Source organism: Streptomyces sp. NBC_00190 (assembly GCF_036203305.1).
Taxonomy (GTDB): Bacteria; Actinomycetota; Actinomycetes; order Streptomycetales; family Streptomycetaceae; genus Streptomyces.
Genome location: NZ_CP108131.1, coordinates 4,660,331 through 4,676,469 on the forward strand (window position 1 = coordinate 4,660,331; position 16,139 = coordinate 4,676,469).

Annotated in this window: 13 protein-coding genes and 1 pseudogene; 4 read left to right on the top strand and 10 right to left on the bottom strand. The window is 70.9% G+C overall.

All coding sequences use genetic code 11. The features are described from left to right. Window positions 1-7: 7 nt before the first annotated feature. Together OG429_RS22525 and OG429_RS41480 are read right to left on the bottom strand one after the other, a co-directional pair. A complete protein-coding gene (locus OG429_RS22525; RefSeq protein WP_328927103.1) occupies window positions 8-2,011 on the bottom strand; it encodes a CocE/NonD family hydrolase in 2,004 nt (667 codons plus the stop codon). Between the two features lie 20 nt (window positions 2,012-2,031). Next, window positions 2,032-2,181, bottom strand: a pseudogene (locus OG429_RS41480) (peptide MFS transporter); the annotation flags it as partial. Between the two features lie 223 nt (window positions 2,182-2,404). Between OG429_RS41480 and OG429_RS22530 the strand changes: the two are divergent. The 4 genes from OG429_RS22530 (at window position 2,405) to OG429_RS22545 (ending at window position 5,689) form a co-directional block, all read left to right on the top strand. Continuing rightward, window positions 2,405-3,415 carry a polyprenyl synthetase family protein gene (locus OG429_RS22530; protein WP_328927104.1) on the top strand — a complete coding sequence of 337 codons (1,011 nt, stop codon included), beginning with the start codon at window positions 2,405-2,407 and terminating at the stop codon, window positions 3,413-3,415. 312 nt (window positions 3,416-3,727) lie between these two features. Continuing rightward, the gene (locus OG429_RS22535) at window positions 3,728-4,951 is read left to right on the top strand and encodes a LolA family protein (protein ID WP_328927105.1); all 1,224 of its coding nucleotides are present in this window, start codon (window positions 3,728-3,730) and stop codon (window positions 4,949-4,951) included. Between the two features lie 130 nt (window positions 4,952-5,081). Further along, window positions 5,082-5,285, top strand: coding sequence for a ribbon-helix-helix domain-containing protein (locus OG429_RS22540; protein ID WP_251055898.1), 204 nt, complete (start codon window positions 5,082-5,084; stop codon window positions 5,283-5,285). Beyond that, complete coding sequence (locus OG429_RS22545; protein ID WP_328927106.1) at window positions 5,282-5,689, top strand: hypothetical protein; 408 nt, start codon at window positions 5,282-5,284, stop codon at window positions 5,687-5,689. Before OG429_RS22540 ends, OG429_RS22545 begins: the two co-directional genes overlap by 4 nt. Here OG429_RS22545 and OG429_RS22550 read toward each other — a convergent pair. The 8 genes from OG429_RS22550 to OG429_RS22585 all read right to left on the bottom strand — a co-directional run bounded on the left by OG429_RS22550 (window position 5,679) and on the right by OG429_RS22585 (window position 15,995). Beyond that, complete coding sequence (locus OG429_RS22550; RefSeq protein WP_328927107.1) at window positions 5,679-6,998, bottom strand: M28 family peptidase; 1,320 nt, start codon at window positions 6,996-6,998, stop codon at window positions 5,679-5,681. The two genes, OG429_RS22545 and OG429_RS22550, sit on opposite strands and share 11 nt — an antisense overlap. A gap of 212 nt (window positions 6,999-7,210) precedes the next feature. Continuing rightward, window positions 7,211-8,155 (bottom strand): EamA family transporter RarD, encoded by a 945-nt coding sequence (gene rarD, locus OG429_RS22555; protein WP_328927108.1) that lies wholly within the window; start codon window positions 8,153-8,155, stop codon window positions 7,211-7,213. Window positions 8,156-8,270: 115 nt separating this feature from the next. Further along, entirely contained in the window at window positions 8,271-9,125 is an 855-nt protein-coding gene (locus tag OG429_RS22560) for an SDR family oxidoreductase (RefSeq protein WP_328927109.1), read from the bottom strand. Between the two features lie 148 nt (window positions 9,126-9,273). After that, the gene (locus OG429_RS22565; RefSeq protein WP_328927110.1) at window positions 9,274-10,341 is read right to left on the bottom strand and encodes a 2-oxoacid:ferredoxin oxidoreductase subunit beta; all 1,068 of its coding nucleotides are present in this window, start codon (window positions 10,339-10,341) and stop codon (window positions 9,274-9,276) included. Further along, window positions 10,334-12,277: a 2-oxoacid:acceptor oxidoreductase subunit alpha gene (locus OG429_RS22570; RefSeq protein WP_328927111.1), complete on the bottom strand. Its 1,944-nt coding sequence runs from the start codon at window positions 12,275-12,277 to the stop codon at window positions 10,334-10,336. Before OG429_RS22570 ends, OG429_RS22565 begins: the two co-directional genes overlap by 8 nt. A gap of 145 nt (window positions 12,278-12,422) precedes the next feature. After that, a complete protein-coding gene (locus tag OG429_RS22575) occupies window positions 12,423-13,082 on the bottom strand; it encodes a response regulator transcription factor (RefSeq protein WP_328930375.1) in 660 nt (219 codons plus the stop codon). A gap of 255 nt (window positions 13,083-13,337) precedes the next feature. Next, entirely contained in the window at window positions 13,338-14,639 is a 1,302-nt protein-coding gene (locus OG429_RS22580; protein WP_328927112.1) for a sensor histidine kinase, read from the bottom strand. 189 nt (window positions 14,640-14,828) lie between these two features. Further along, window positions 14,829-15,995 carry a sensor histidine kinase gene (locus OG429_RS22585; RefSeq protein ID WP_328927113.1) on the bottom strand — a complete coding sequence of 389 codons (1,167 nt, stop codon included), beginning with the start codon at window positions 15,993-15,995 and terminating at the stop codon, window positions 14,829-14,831. Window positions 15,996-16,139: the final 144 nt, after the last annotated feature.

Genomic DNA, 16,139 nt, shown 5'->3' on the forward strand with positions numbered 1-16,139 from the left:
CGGCCGGTCAGCCCGCTGCGCGCGGAAGGCGGCGTTCCCACGTCCGGTGGAAGACCACCTCGTCGCCCTCCCGGCACACCACCTCGTTCGACGTCAGGAAGCCGCCCTCGTCGCAACTGATCTCCGACCGGGTCTCGATCCGCGCGTCCCAGCCCAGTTCCGGCCGGTGGAGCCGGATCCGCCAGTCCGACCGCGTCCGGGCGGACAGCGGGTCGGCGTCCTGGATCTCGTACACCTCCAGCGCGTCCTCGCCGTACTCCAGGCCGTCCGGGTACACGCGGGTGCCCCCGTACCGCGGGTCCACCTCCAGCCGCCAGGTCCCGCGCGCGACGTCCCGTACGACCAGCCGTTCCGGCCGCGGCTCGTCCAGCGTGGCCGGGTACGCCACTCCCAGCGGCTCCGCCTGCTCCGGCGCCTCGAAGACGATCCCCTCCCCGCCGGGCGACGCGGCCCGCACCGGGAGGGTCAGCGCGCTGCCCGCAGGGTCCAGGGTCCAGCCCGCCTCGGAGCCGGCCCGCGGCCAGATCCACGGCCAGTACGCCGAGGACACCGCGAGGCGGATGCGGTGCCCCGGCGGGAAGGCGTGGCCGATGCCGTTCAGTTCGAAGGTGACGTCCTCGTACGAGCCCACCGGCCACGGCACGGCCTGCTCCCGGCCCCGGCGGGCGGAGAGGTTCAGCACGCCCCGCGTGACCAGCGTCGAGGAGCCGTCCGGGGCCACGTCACACAGCCGGGCCACGACCTGCCCGTACGGCACGTCCAGGTGCAGCCGCAGGGTCACCGAGGGCCGGCCGAGGATCTCCACCGGCTCCCCCGCCGCCACCGGGAACTCGAAGCAGGCCGACTTCGCGTCCTCCTCCCGCTGGTCCGGCGGCAGGTCGGCGTCGTTGCCGAACGGGAAGAACCGGCCCGCGTCCATCCCGGTGTGCTGCGGGGAGGCGACGGCCACCGGCGCGCCCTGGAGCCCGTACGGGACCGGGATGACCGAGGCCGAGGGCCAGGACTTCTCGCCGACCCAGCGGCCCGGGAGTTCGTCGTACACCGTCGCGGGCGGGTGCGTGTCGCCGATCCACGCGCGGAGCAGCGGCTCGTCCATCACGTCGTTGTCCTCGCCCTTCAGCCAGTGGTCCCACCAGCGCAGGGTCTCCTGGAGGAAGCCGATGGCCGGGCCCGGCGGCAGCCCGCGGTCCGGGTACTGGTGGGACCACGGGCCGATCAGGCCCCGTACCCGGGACGCGGGGAGGGCGGAGACCAGGCGCAGGACCGTGTCCCGGTAGGGGTCGTGCCAGCCGCCCACCGCGAGGACCGCCGCCCGGATGGCCGAGTAGTCCTCGCAGACGCTGCCGTGGCGCCAGTAGCCGTCGCGGGTCTGGTGCGAGAGCCAGGTGTGGATCAGCGGTTCGACGCCCTCCAGGCGTTCCAGCCACTGCTCCCGCCAGCCGTCGCCGACGAACTGGGGGTCCGGCGGGCGGGAGGCGAAGGCCAGCATGGTGGCCGCCCACGCGTGCATGTCGACCGCCAGTACCGAGCCGCCCGCGTAGTGCACGTCGTTGTCGTACCGGTCGTCGGTCGAGCAGACGGTGACGACCGCTTTGAGGGCCTCGGGCGCGAGCGCGGCGATCTGCAGGCCGTTGAAGCCGCCCCAGGAGATGCCGAACATCCCCACCGCCCCCGTGCACCACGGCTGCGCCGCCAGCCACTCCACCACCGCGACCCCGTCGGCCAGCTCGCGGGCGTCGTACTCGTCGCCGGGGCGGCCGCCGCTGCACCCGTGGCCGCGTACGTCCACGCGCACCGAGGCGTAGCCGTGCCCCGCGTACCAGGGGTGGCGCTGCCAGTCGCGCGGCGCGGTCCAGTCGGTGAGCCGGTACGGGAGGTACTCCAGCAGCGCCGGAACGGGCTCGTCGGTGACGGGGCGCCAGACGCGGGCGTAGAGCTCGACGCCGTCGGGCATCGGGATCCGGACGTCCTCGCGGGTGGTCCCGTACGGGAAGTCGGTACGGATGATCATGCGCGAACCGCCTTAGTGAACGGGGTGCATGGCGCGCCGCGGCCAGGGCGCCGCAGGAGGCCGCCCCGGAGCGCGGCCCGGTACGAACCGGGGATGCGGTCGGCGAGCCACCCGCCGGCGGGGGAGACGGGGTAGACCATGGTCCCGTACGCCGCCGAGACCGAGGCTGCGGGTTCCTCTATATCGGTGACAGTTCTGGGCAAAACGTATTCTCCGGTTGATTCGGCTCACCAAGAACATACCTGTGCAGTTCGGGCGGTGCGCGGGTGGCGTCCGGACAGGCGCTCTCGGTGATCGAAAACAGACCCGATACGCTGGCTTGAGTGATGGCAGCGACACATCGACAATCCAGGTGATCGTCAACGTGATCGTCAGCAGACAGGAGTACCCCTCGTGACCGTCGTCGGGCCGTTCGGACTGAGCGTGCGGGACCAGGCTCTTGAGACCGATGTCCAGGCCGGACTGGCCGCCGTCGAGGCGGGTCTGCTGGAGGCCACCAAGAGCGAAGTCCCCTTCATCACCGAGGCCGCACAGCATCTGGTGCGGGCCGGAGGCAAGCGCTTCCGGCCGCTGCTCGTGATGCTCGCCTCCCGTTTCGGCGATCCGTACGCGCCCGGGATCGTGCCCTCCGCCGTCGTGGTGGAGCTCACGCACCTGGCGACGCTCTACCACGACGACGTCATGGACGAGGCGGACGTACGCCGCGGGGTGGACAGCGCGAACACCCGCTGGGGCAACTCGGTGGCCGTCCTGACGGGTGACTTCCTGTTCGCCCGCGCCTCGCACATCCTGGCCGACCTCGGGCCGGAGGCCGTCCGCATCCAGGCCGAGGCCTTCGAGCGGCTGGTGACGGGTCAGATCCTGGAGACGGCCGGCCCGCGCGACGGCCGCGACCCGATCGCCCACTACCTCGACGTCATGGCCGGGAAGACCAGCTCGCTCGTCGCCGTCTCCTGCCGCTTCGGCGCGATGATGTCCGGCGCCGACGACATGGCCGTCGACATCCTCACGCAGTACGGCGAGCGGCTGGGCCTGGCCTTCCAGCTGGCCGACGACGTCCTCGACATCGCCTCCGACGCGCACGAGTCCGGCAAGACCCCGGGCACCGACCTGCGCGAGGGCATCCCGACCCTGCCCGTGCTGCGGCTGCGCGAGATGGCGGCCCGCGACGGCAACCCGGACGACCTGGAACTCGTGAGCCTCCTGGACGGCGACCTGACGGACGACGCCCGACACGCCGAGGTGCTGACCCGGCTCCGCGCGCACCCCGCGCTGGAGCAGGCCCGCCGCGACACCGTCCGCTACGCCGAGGACGCGCGGGCCATGCTGGCGCCGCTGAAGGAGTGCTCCGCGAAGTCGGCGCTGGAGGAACTGTGCGACGCGGTGGTGCACCGGGCGGGATAGCACCGCGCGGGATAGCACCGCGCGGGATAGCACCGCGCGGGACGGCGCCGGGCGGGACAGCACCCGAACGGCCGCCCGGCGGCACCCCTGGCGCGCGCAGTAGCGGAACGGGCCCTTCCGTCCTGTCGACCCCTACGGGTCGTAGGAGGAGGGGCCTTCGTGTGTCATCCCACGGGCGTACACACACTTGCGTCCGGGGGCTGACGCCGCGGCGCCCCCCTTTTGGTCAGATGGAGTCATCAACCCCACCAGATCGGGTGAGCGCGGTGACACGGGGGTCGCCGCCGTCGACACAGAGGGCAGGGCACTGAAATGGCAGCGAACACGAAGACTTCTCGCAAGGTCGCCCGGTACGCCGTACCGGTCGCGGTGGCGGGTGTGGCCGCGGCGACCGTAGCGATGGTCCCGGCCTTCGCCACCGCCGGCGGACCCGACCTTCCGAAGGTGACGGCGCAGCAGCTCATCGAGAAGATCGCGGCTTCCGACGTACAGGAGCTGTCCGGCACCGCCCGGATCACCACCGACCTGGGCCTGCCGAAGATCGCGAGCGGTCTGCTCGGCGGCGCGGGTGTCACGGGGGGCTCCGCCGCTCCCGAGGACAAGGTCGCGCAGCTGGCGAACGGGACGCACACCTTCCGCGTCGCGGCCGACGGCCCGGACCGCCAGAAGCTGACCTTCCTGGACGGCAAGGACGAGTACAGCCTCATCCACAACGGCAACGACGTGTGGGGCTACGACTCCAAGTCGAACGAGGTCTTCCACGAGAAGGCGGCCCCCGAGGCCGGCAAGGACGGCGGCGCCGCCGACCACAAGAAGGCGGCCGACCGGCTCGCCACCTCGCCCCAGCAGCTGGCCGAGGAGGTCCTGAAGGCCGCGGGCCCCACCACGGACGTCGGCGTCGGCGACACGGCGCAGGTGGCCGGGCGCGACGCCTACCAGCTGGTGCTCAAGCCCAAGCAGGCCGGATCCACGATCGGCGCGATCCAGATCGCGGTCGACGCCAAGAACGGCGTGCCGCTGCGCGTGCAGCTGCTCTCCTCGCAGGGCGGCAAGCCGATCGTGGACGCAGGCTTCACCAAGGTGGACTTCGCCAAGCCGTCGGCCGACACCTTCAACTTCACCGCGCCCAAGGGCGCCAAGGTGACCGAGGGTTCGGACGGGCACGGCCGCGGTGAGGGCAAGGCCGAGGGAGACAAGCACTGGAAGGCCCTGGAGTCCTTCCCGGGTCTGGACGCCCTGACCGGCGGTGCGAACGGCAAGGGCGAGACGAAGGTCCTCGGCGAGGGCTGGGCCACCGTCGCGCAGATCGACACCGGGGCGGGCCGGAGCCTGAAGGATCTGGAGAACAACAAGGACGCGCCCAAGGAGGCCAAGCAGTTCATGAGCTCCCTCGGGGACAAGGCCAGCGGGAAGTTCGGAGAGGGCCGGATATTCTCCACCCGCGTGGTCAACGCCCTGATCACGGACGACGGCAAGGTCTACGTCGGCGCGGTCACCAAGGACCAGCTGGTGAAGACGGCGAACGCCGCGAAGTAGCCGTGGGGCAGTCGTGAGGCAGCCGTGAAGTAGCGGCCGACGACGGAAGGGTGGCCCGGGACCTGTGTCCCGGGCCACCCTTCCGTCGTTCCCCTCCTGCGTACAGCGGGCCCGCTGTACGGTGGTGTGCATGTCGAGACACGTCACCATCCGCCTGGACGAAGAGTTCCACGAGCGCCTCAAGGCGCGCGCGGCGGCGCTGGGAACGACGGTCACCGCGCTGATCACCGAGGTCACGGAACGCGAACTCGACGACGACCGGAAGAACTTCCTGTCGGGCATAGAGGAGTTCGCGGACCACTGGGGCTACTTCCAGGAGCGGTTCGGCAATTGAAGATCACCATGGAGTGGGCCTGGACCGCTCTGGCCCACCATCTCCCGTCCGATCCCGCCGTGTGGGACCCCTCCGGGGTGGCCGCCGCGGTCGCCCGGCACCAGAACGACCTCGTCCTGGTGCCCGAGCAGCCCGCCCCGGACACCGCGTGGCGGGCCGCCGCGTTCCTGCACACGCTTGCCGTGTGCCCGGCGCTGGAATCCCCGATGAACGAGTTCTACGCCGCCGCCGCGACCCGCTCGTACCTGCGCGTGGCCGGGGCCAAGCAGCTGCCCTCGCCGGAGGAGCTCGGCGATCTGGTCGAGGCGGCGAAGCTCGGCCGCGCGGACATCGGGGCGGTCGCCGAGGAGCTGCGGGCCCGTATCCAGGACCCGCAGCTGCCCGACGCGACGGTCAGAAAGTGATCTTCCAGCTGTTGATGTAGCCGACGTCCTGCCCGGCCACGTCCTTGACCTGGAGCTTCCAGATCCCGTTGGCGACCTCGCTCGACGCGTTGACCGTGTACGAGGCGATGACGTTGTCGGCCGAGTCCGAGCTGGAGGAGTTCTTCAGCCGGTAGGCCGTCCCGTCGGGCGCGAGCAGGTCGATCACCAGGTCACCGCGGTAGGTGTGGACGATGTTCACGTCGACCTTGGTGGTGGCGGGCGCGTTGCCGGTGACGCCGGACACCGTGATCGGCGAGGTCACCGCGGCGGCGGGGGAGTCCGGGACGGACACGTCCGCCGTGTTCTCGAAGGACGGGCCCGGCGGGACCGGCGTGGCCGCCCCGAGGGTCCAGACCGCGTAGGCGATCGCGTCGGCGTTGCGGTCCAGTGCGGTGTCGTTGATGTTCGTCAGCGAGTCGCAGGAGGAGTGGTAGCAGCGGTCGAAGGCCTGACCGGAGGTGCCGCCCCACTTCTGTGCCTGGGCCGCCGTCTTGGTGTAGTCGGCGCCGGAGAACAGGCCGCCGACCGGGATGCCCGCGCTCTTGAAGGGGGCGTGGTCGGAGCGGCCGTCGCCCTCGGTCTCGATCTCGGTCGGGATGCCGAGGCCGGCGTAGTAGTTCTTGAAGGTCTGCTCGATGGTCGGGTCGTCGTCGTAGACGAAGTAGCCCGGGTTCGGCGAGCCGATCATGTCGAAGTTCAGGTAGCCGGAGATCTTCGCCTTCTCGGCGGCCGGCAGGTTGTTGACGTAGTACTTCGAGCCGATCAGGCCCAGCTCCTCCGCGCCCCACCAGCCGAAACGCAGGTGCTTCGTCGGCTGCAGGCCCGCACGGGAGACGGCGAGCGCGGTCTCCAGGACGGCCGCGGAACCGGAGCCGTTGTCGTTGATGCCGGCGCCGGCGGTCACCGAGTCCAGGTGCGAGCCGGACATCAGGACCGAGTTGGGGTCGCCGCCCGGCCAGTCGGCTATCAGGTTGTAGCCCGTGGCGCCGCTGGAGGTGAAGGTCTGCAGGGTGGTGGTGAAGCCGGCCGCGTCGAGCTTGGCCTTCACGTAGTCGATCGAGGCCTTGTAGCCGGTCCGGCCGTGGGCGCGGTTGCCGCCGTTGTTGGCGGCGATGGTGGAGAGCTGCGTGAGGTGGGCCTTGACGTTGGCCAGCGGGATGTCGGGCGGTGTCGGTGCCGCGGCGGCCGCCGTGGGGGCGGCGAGCGCGGCAGGAGTGGTGGCGGCGAACAGGCCGGCGACCGCGAACGCGGTCACGGCAGCAAGGCGCCGGGAGACGGACAGGCTCATGTGGGGGCTCCGGGGATTCCGCGGGGATTTGACGGAACTGGCGGTATAGAGCAGGTGAGCGATAGTGCGTCTGTGCGAGCCTGATGTTCAGCGAGAGTATGACTGTCCGTCAAGACCAGATTTCGGTCAGGGGAGTTCGGAAAACGGACGATCCCCGGTGCGGGGTTTCCGTACCGGGGATCGTGGGAGCTGAGTGGGCGCTGCCGGGAGTCCTACGCGGGCTCGTGCGCCGGTGTCACGGCGGGGGCCGGCGCCATGGCGAGCGCTGCCCGGGAGCGCCGGGACGTACGCAGCGCGTCCCAGGTCAGGACGGCGAGGGCGGCCCACACCAGGGAGAATCCGGCCCAGCGCTCGGGCGGCATCGCCTCGTGGAAGTAGAGGACGCCGAGCCCGAACTGGAAGACCGGGGCCATGTACTGGAGGAGCCCGAGGGTGGACAGCGGGACCCGGATCGCCGCGGCCCCGAAGAACACCAGCGGGATCGCGGTGACCAGCCCGGTCGCGGCCAGCAGGAGCGAGTGCCCGACGCCGTGCGAGGCGAAGCTGGACTGGCCCTGCGCGCCCAGCCACAGCAGGTAGCCGAGGGCGGGCAGGAACAGTACGGCCGTCTCGGCGGTCAGCGATTCCAGCCCGCCCATGTTGAGCTTCTTCTTGATCAGCCCGTACGTCGCGAAGGAGAAGGCCAGGATCAGCGAGATCCACGGCGGCCGCCCGTAGCCGATGGCGAGCACCAGTACGGCGATGAAGCTGATGCCGACCGCCGCCCACTGTGCGCGGCGCAGCCGCTCACCCAGGACCAGGACGCCGATCGCGATGCTGACCAGGGGATTGATGAAGTAGCCGAGGCTCGCCTCGACGACCTGGCCGTTGTTGACGGCCCAGATGTACAGGCCCCAGTTCACGCTGATCACCGAGGCGGCCAGCGTGGTCAGGCCGAGCTTGCGCGGCTGGCGGAGCAGCTCCCGCACCCAGCCCCAGCGGCGCAGGGCGAGCAGGGCCACCCCGACCACGGCCAGGGACCACACCATGCGGTGGGCGAGGATCTCGACGGCCCCGGAAGGCTTGAGCAGCGGCCAGAAGAGGGGGACGAGTCCCCACATCCCGTATGCGCCGAATCCGTAGAGCAAACCCGTGCGCTGCTCGTTCTCCGCCTTCACGGGGGCCTCCTGTACGACTTCAAGCCAACTTGACGACGGTATCGCCGCAGGGGCCGGATGTCATGCCCGTTTCGGGGAGATACTCATGACATCGGCAGGGGCTTGCGTGGCGGCCTCAGGTCAGCGCGGCGGCGATCGCCTCGGCCACCGGGGTCGTCGGCCGCCCGATCAGTCGCGCCAGGTCGCCGCTGGTCCCCGCCAGCCGGCCGCGCGCGATCGCCGCGTCCACGTCGACGATGATCGCCGCGAAGCCCTCGGGGACCCCGGCGCCGGTGAGGACCGACAGGTGCTCGGCCGCCGGTACCTGCGCGTACGCGATCTCCTTGCCGGTCTGCGCCGACAGCTCGGCCGTGTACTCCGCCAGGCTCCACGCGGTGTCGCCGGAGAGCTCGTAGACCCGGTTCAGGTGCCCCTCGCCGGTGAGCACCACGGCCGCGGCGGCCGCGTAGTCGGCCCGCGCCGCGGAGGCGACCCGGCCCTCGCCCGCGCTGCCGACGACCGCGCCGTGCTCCAGGACGGTGGACAGGTTCCCGGTGTAGTTCTCGTGGTACCAGCCGTTGCGCAGGAAGGTGTACGGGATCCCGGAGTCGAGGATGGCCTGCTCGGTGGCCCGGTGCTCGGCGGCCAGGTCGAAGTCGGCCTCGGGGCCGCCGAGGATGCCGGTGTAGGCGAGCTGTGCCACGCCCGCGGCCTGCGCGGCCTCCAGTACGGCGGTGTGCTGCGCGACGCGGCGGCCGATCTCGTTGCCGGAGATCAGCAGGACCCGGTCGCCGGCCCGGAAGGCGGCGGACAGCGCGGCCCGGTCGTCGTAGTCGGCCACGCGCACCTCGACCCCGCGCTCGGCCAGGTCGGCGGCCTTCTCCTTGTCGCGGACGACGACGGCGACGCGGTCGGTGTCGACGCGGGCCAGCAGTTCCTCGACGACGAGACGGCCGAGGGCTCCGGTGGCTCCGGTGATGACGATGCTCATGAGTGCTCTCCTCGCTGGACGGTACTGCCACCCTACGGGAAGCGCTAACTTTTTGAAAGCGCTAGCTGTCGGGGGGTATGCCGAAGCCCGGATCTCCTGGGAGATCCGGGCTTCGCTTCGTGCGGGAGGGCGGTGGCGCCGGCCTGGGTCAGCCGACGACCGTCCAGGTGTCGTTGCCGGTCAGCAGGGTCGCGAGGTCACCCTTGCCGTTGCGGTCGATGGCCGTGTCGAGCTGCTCGGACATGAGCGTGTCGTAGACGGGCCGTTCGACGTCGCGGAAGACACCGATGGGCGTGTGGTGCAGGGTGTCGGGGTCGGCGAGGCGGGACAGCGCGAAAGCGGTCGTCGGGCTGGTGCCGTGCGCGTCGTGGACCAGGATCCGCGCCTCGTTCTCGGGAGTGACCGCGACGACCTGCAGGTCGCCGGTGGCGGGGTCCCGGACGACGCCCTTGTCCCCGTCCGTCCCGAAGCGGATCGGCTGCCCGTGCCTCAGCGGGATCACGGCCTCTTGCGCCTGGCCCTTGTCCTTCAGGGCGTCGAAGGCCCCGTCGTTGAAGATGTTGCAGTTCTGGTAGATCTCCACCAGCGCCGTGCCCTGGTGGTCGGCGGCCGCGCGCAGCACCTCGGTGAGGTGCTTGCGGTCGCTGTCCACCGTCCGCGCCACGAAGGAGGCCTCCGCGCCGATGGCCAGGGACACCGGGTTGAAGGGCGCGTCCAGGGAGCCCATCGGCGTCGACTTGGTGATCTTGCCGACCTCGGAGGTGGGGGAGTACTGCCCCTTGGTCAGACCGTAGATCCGGTTGTTGAAGAGCAGGATCTTGAGGTTGACGTTCCGCCGCAGGGCGTGGATCAGGTGGTTTCCGCCGATGGAGAGGGCGTCGCCGTCACCCGTCACGACCCAGACGGAGAGGTCGCGCCGCGAGGTGGCCAGGCCGGTGGCGATGGCCGGGGCGCGGCCGTGGATGGAGTGCATCCCGTAGGTGTTCATGTAGTACGGGAAGCGGGAGGAGCAGCCGATGCCCGATACGAAGACGATGTTCTCCTTCGCGAGGCCGAGCTCGGGCATGAAGCCCTGCACGGCCGCGAGGACGGCGTAGTCGCCGCAGCCGGGACACCAGCGGACCTCCTGGTCCGACTTGAAGTCCTTCGCCGACTGCACGGCCTCCGCCTTCGGCACCAGCGACAGCAGGGTGGGGGCGTCGGTCACCTCAGTCATTGATGGCCTCCTCGAGAACCTTCGCGAGCTGCTCCGCCTTGAACGGCATTCCGTTGACCTGGTTGTACGACTGGGCGTCGACCAGGTATTTCGCCCGGATCAGGGTGGCGAGCTGCCCGAGGTTCATCTCCGGCACCACTACCTTCTCGTAACGCTTCAGGACCTCTCCGAGATTCCCCGGGAAGGGGTTGAGGTGGCGCAGGTGCGCCTGCGCGATGGGGTGTCCGGCCGCGCGCAGACGGCGCACCGCGGCGGTGATCGGGCCGTACGTGGAGCCCCAGCCGATGACGAGGGTGCGCGCGCCGTCCGGGTCGTCGACGTCGAGGTCGGGGACCTCGATGCCGTCGATCTTGGCCTGGCGGGTGCGGACCATGAGGTCGTGGTTGGCCGGGTCGTACGAGATGTTGCCGGTGCCGTCCTGCTTCTCGATCCCGCCGATGCGGTGTTCGAGGCCCGGAGTGCCGGGGACCGCCCACGGGCGGGCCAGGGTTTCCGGGTCGCGCTTGTAGGGCCAGAACGCCTCGGTGCCGTCGGCGAGGGCGTGGTTGGGCCCGGTCGCGAACTTGACCTTGAGGTCGGGCAGGTCGGCGATGTCGGGGATCTTCCAGGGCTCGGATCCGTTGGCGAGGTAGCCGTCGGAGAGCAGGAAGACCGGGGTCCGGTAGGTGAGCGCGATCCGGGCCGCGTCCAGCGCCGCGTCGAAGCAGTCCGCGGGGGTGCGCGGCGCGACGATGGGGACGGGGGCCTCGCCGTTGCGCCCGTACATCGCCTGCAGCAGGTCGGCCTGCTCGGTCTTGGTGGGCAGTCCCGTGGACGGCCCGCCGCGCTGGATGTCCACGATCAGCAGCGGCAGCTCCAGGGAGACGGCCAGGCCGATCGTCTCGGACTTCAGCGCCACACCCGGGCCGGAGGTGGTGGTCACGCCCAGGGACCCGCCGAAGGCGGCTCCGAGGGCGGCGCCGATGCCGGCGATCTCGTCCTCGGCCTGGAAGGTCCGTACGCCGAAGTTCTTGTGCTTCGACAGTTCGTGCAGGATGTCCGAGGCCGGGGTGATCGGGTACGAGCCCAGGTAGAGCGGCAGGTCGGCCTGCTGGGCGGCGGTGATCAGCCCGTAGGAGAGGGCCAGGTTCCCCGAGATGTTGCGGTAGGTGCCGGTCGGGAAGGCCTGGCTGGCGGGGGCGACCTCGTAGGAGACCGCGAAGTCCTCCGTCGTCTCCCCGAAGTTCCAGCCCGCCCGGAACGCGGCCACGTTCGCCTCCGCGATCTGCGGCTTCTTCGCGAACTTCTGCCGCAGGAACTTCTCCGTACCCTCCGTCGGCCGGTGGTACATCCAGCTCAGCAGGCCCAGCGCGAACATGTTCTTGCTGCGCTCGGCCTCCTTGCGGGACAGCCCGAAGTCCTTCAGCGCCTCGACGGTGAGGGTGGTCAGCGGGACCGGGTGGAGGTTGTACGCGGCGAGGGAGCCGTCCTCCAGCGGAGAGGTGTGGTAGCCGACCTTGGCCATGGGGCGCTTGGTGAACTCATCGGTATTGATGATGATCTCCGCGCCGCGCGGAACGTCGTCGATGTTCGCCTTCAGGGCGGCCGGGTTCATCGCGACCAGCACGTTCGGCGCGTCACCGGGCGTGAGGATGTCGTGGTCCGCGAAATGCAGCTGGAAGGACGACACGCCCGGCAGGGTTCCGGCAGGGGCGCGGATCTCGGCGGGGAAGTTCGGGAGCGTGGACAGATCGTTGCCGAACGACGCCGTCTCCGAGGTGAAGCGGTCACCGGTGAGCTGCATACCGTCACCGGAGTCGCCCGCGAATCTGATGATCACACGATCGAGCCGACGGATTTCCTTGCCACCCGGACTCGCCGGGGTGCGCTGTCCACCGACAACCGCACCCCCAGCCCCGTCGGCCTGCTCGGCCGGGCTACTGACCTGGCTGGTCACTGAACTGGACCTCCTTCGAGGCGTGGGCACCCCCAGAACCAACCCTACGTCGGTCGGCGCTCCGGGGGCGGCCACATTCTGGACCGTTGGACCGCCCATCGAGACGGCCCGACCGGTATGCCATATCTGACAGAGTGTCAGTCGATCAAGACTTCAGGTAGGTGAGAACGGCCAGTACGCGCCGGTGATCCCCGTCACTCGGCGACAGGCCGAGCTTCATGAAGATGTTGCTGACGTGCTTCTCCACCGCTCCGTCACTCACGACCAACTGCTTCGCGACGGCGGAATTGGTGCGGCCTTCGGCCATCAGGCCGAGCACCTCGCGCTCGCGCGGGGTCAGACCCGCCAGCACGTCCTGCTTGCGGCTGCGGCCGAGCAGCTGGGCGACGACCTCGGGGTCCAGGGCGGTACCGCCCCGGGCCACCCGTACGACCGCGTCCAGGAACTCCCGGACCTCGGCCACCCGGTCCTTGAGCAGATACCCGACACCCGTGCTGGAACCGGCCAGCAGTTCGGTGGCGTACTGCTCCTCCACGTACTGGGACAGCACGAGCACGCCTATCCCGGGGTGGTCGCGCCGCAGCTGTACGGCGGCCCGTACTCCTTCGTCGGTGTGCGTCGGCGGCATCCGCACGTCGGCCACCACCACGTCCGGCAGCGCGTCTTCTGCCGCCAGCTCCGCCACCGTCTTGATCAGGGCTTCCGCGTCCCCGACGCCGGCCACGACGTCATGCCCCCGGTCGGTCAGCAGCCGGGTCAGGCCCTCACGAAGCAGCACCGAGTCCTCGGCGATGACCACCCGCACCCTGTCGTTCACGATTCAGCAGCTCCCGCGTCCACTCGATACCGCACTCCCTGGCACAGCCAAGCATCCCAGCCTCAAGGCCGGATCAAGGCAGGGCCGGACCAACGAGTGGGCGTACGGGGGGAGTTTTCGAACGCCGGCGGTGTCGGGAGACACCGAGGCGTCGGCCGGCACGTGCCGGGACCCTGCCGGGAACGTGCCGAGGCGCCTGCCGGGACGTTCCGAGACGTCTTCCGGCAGGCGCCCGGAGGCTCGCTACGGCCGCCAGGGGAGCTCGGCGGTCACCGTGGTCCCCACGCCGACGGGGGAGTCGACGACCAGCACCCCGTCCACGGCGTCCAGCCGCTCGGCCAGCCCCGCCAGCCCCGTCCCGGCCCCGGCGCCCGCCCCGCCCCGGCCGTCGTCGGCGACCTGGACCAGCAGCCGCTCCCCGGACTTCCACACCTCCACGCTCGCGACCCGGGCCCGCGCGTGCTTGCTGATGTTCTGCAGCAGCTCGGAGACCGTGAAGTACGCGATCCCCTCGACCGACGCCGCCGGCCGGGCCGGGAGATCCACGGTCACCCGTACCGGAACCGCGCACCGCGAGGCCACCGAGGACAGCGCCGCGTCCAGCCCCCGGTCGGTCAGTACCGCCGGGTGGATGCCCCGGGCCAGGTCGCGCAGCTCCTGGAGGGCGATCTTCACCTCTCCGTGGGCCTCGTCCACCATGCGCGCGGCGGCCCGCGGATCCTCCGTGGCCTTCTCCTTGGCCAGCCCCAGATCCATCGCGAGGGCCACCAGCCGGGCCTGCGCCCCGTCGTGCAGATCGCGCTCGATGCGCCGCAGGTCGGCGGCGGCGGTGTCCACGACCACGCCCCGGTCGGACTCCAGCTCGCTCACCCGGCTGTCCAGCCGGGACGGCCCCAGCAGCCCGCCGACCATGACCCGGTCGACGGTGGTCAGGGCCCGGATCACCCAGGGGGTGGCGAGCGTGAAGGCCAGTCCGACGAGAGAGGTGAGGGCGATCTCCGCGGGCGAGTCGAGGTAGAAGGAGTAGCCGTCGTTCTGGAAGAGCTGGAGGCCGGGCTGGTCGGTGAAGGCGGGGAAGACCCAGAACCAGACCGGGTACAGGAGGTAGGCCCACCCTGCCGCCCAGAACGTCAGTGCCACGCAGAAGCTGAACACCGCCCACGGGAAGTGGATCACCGAGTACAGCGCGTGCCGCCAGGCGCTCCCGCTCTTGAGCAGCGCCCCCATCGCGGAGAGGGGGCCGCTCTTCCTGGCCCGGATCCGCGCCGGATCGGCGATGGCGGTCCCGAGCAGGCCGCGCACCCGGGCCCGCTCCAGGTGGCCGAACCCGCGGCACATGGCGAGCATGCCGGCGAGGACCGGGACCCCGAGGAAGGTGACGAGCAGCCCGGCGCCGAGGCTCAGGCCCGCGACGGCGAGCGCGAAGTACAGGATGCTCAGCGGCAGCCCGATCAGCAGGTACCCGAACTCGCGCCAGGTCCGCCGCTCGACAGGAGCCCGCATCACCGCGCCGATCCCACCGCCCGTGCCCATGCCGTTGCCCATGATCCCGACCCGCCCTTTCCGTCTCCTCGTTACCCCACCACCCTGTCGCCCGCTCCCGGCGCGAACCATGCGGCGGGTCGGTCTCCCGGAAGGGGGGTTAACCCCACCCCCGGGGCATCGCCGCACCCGGACGCGCGACGGGACCCCCGCCCACCCGGACGGGGGTCCCGATCGAAAACGAGGGCGCGGCTACGCGCGGTCGCGCCACGGCAGCTCCGCCGTGACCACGGTGCCCTCCCCCTCGGGAGAGTCCACGACGAAGATCCCGTCCACGGCGCCCAGCCGCTCGGCCAGCCCCGCCAGCCCGCTCCCGCCGGAGGTACTGGCCCCGCCCCGCCCGTCGTCCGACACCCGGATCAGCAGCCGCGGCCCCGCCCGCCACACCTCCACGCTCGCGCCCTGCGCCCGCGCGTGCTTGCTCACGTTCTGCAGCAGCTCCGACACCACGAAGTACGCGATGCCCTCGATCGCTTCCGCCGGCCGCGCCGGCAGGTCCACCGCCACCTTCACCGGCACCACGCACCGCGCCGCCACCGACGACAGCGCCGCGTCCAGCCCCCGGTCGGTCAGCACCGCCGGATGGATCCCGCGCGCCAGGTCCCGTAGCTCCTGGAGCGCCAGTTTCACCTCCCCGTGGGCCTCGTCGACCATCGCCGCCGCGCCCTCCGGGTCCTCCAGCAGCTTCTCCTTCGCCAGGCCCAGCCCCATCGCGAGGGCCACCAGGCGCGCCTGCGCCCCGTCGTGCAGATCGCGCTCGATGCGCCGCAGGTCCGCGGCGGCGGTGTCGACGACCACGCCCCGGTCGGACTCCAGCTCCGCGATCCGCCGCTCCAGCTCGTCGGACGGCGACAGCAGCCCCCGCACCATCGCGCGGTCCGCGTTCGCCAGCATCCGCACCACGTACGGCAGCACCGGCCACAGCACGAACAGCCCGCTCAGCGCTACCGTGAAAGTGAGCAACCCCCACGGGAGCCGGACCAGCTGGTACAGCACCGTCCGCCAGCCGACCGGGTCCTTGATGCTCGTCCACAGCCAGGGGAAGAACCCGGCCCGCCGCGGGCCGGGTATCGGCGTCGGCTCGTCCACCCGCACGCCCAACAGCGCCCGGGCCCGCGCCCGGTCCAGCCGTCCCAACTGCCGAGACAGATAGAGACCACATGCGAGCAGCGGAAGTCCGACCGCGGTCACGGACAGTGCGCCCGTGCCCGCAACCATGACAACTGCGTAAACGAATCCGAGGATCGCCAGCGGCAAATTGCTGACCAGATAGGCGATCTCCTTACACGTCACGGCGCTGAAGACAGCGCGGACGGGCGGAGGCCGGTCGTTGTCGGGGATGCCCTGGCTGGTGGTCATGCGGGACAGCCTGCCAAGTACGGTCCGCTCATGCCATGGGGTGGCCGGGGTGCTGTGAACGGGGGATAACCCCACCCCGTGTGAGGCAGGCCCTAGACTCCCGCGTGTAACAGATCGTCGACAGTGACCGAGGAGCGAGGAACG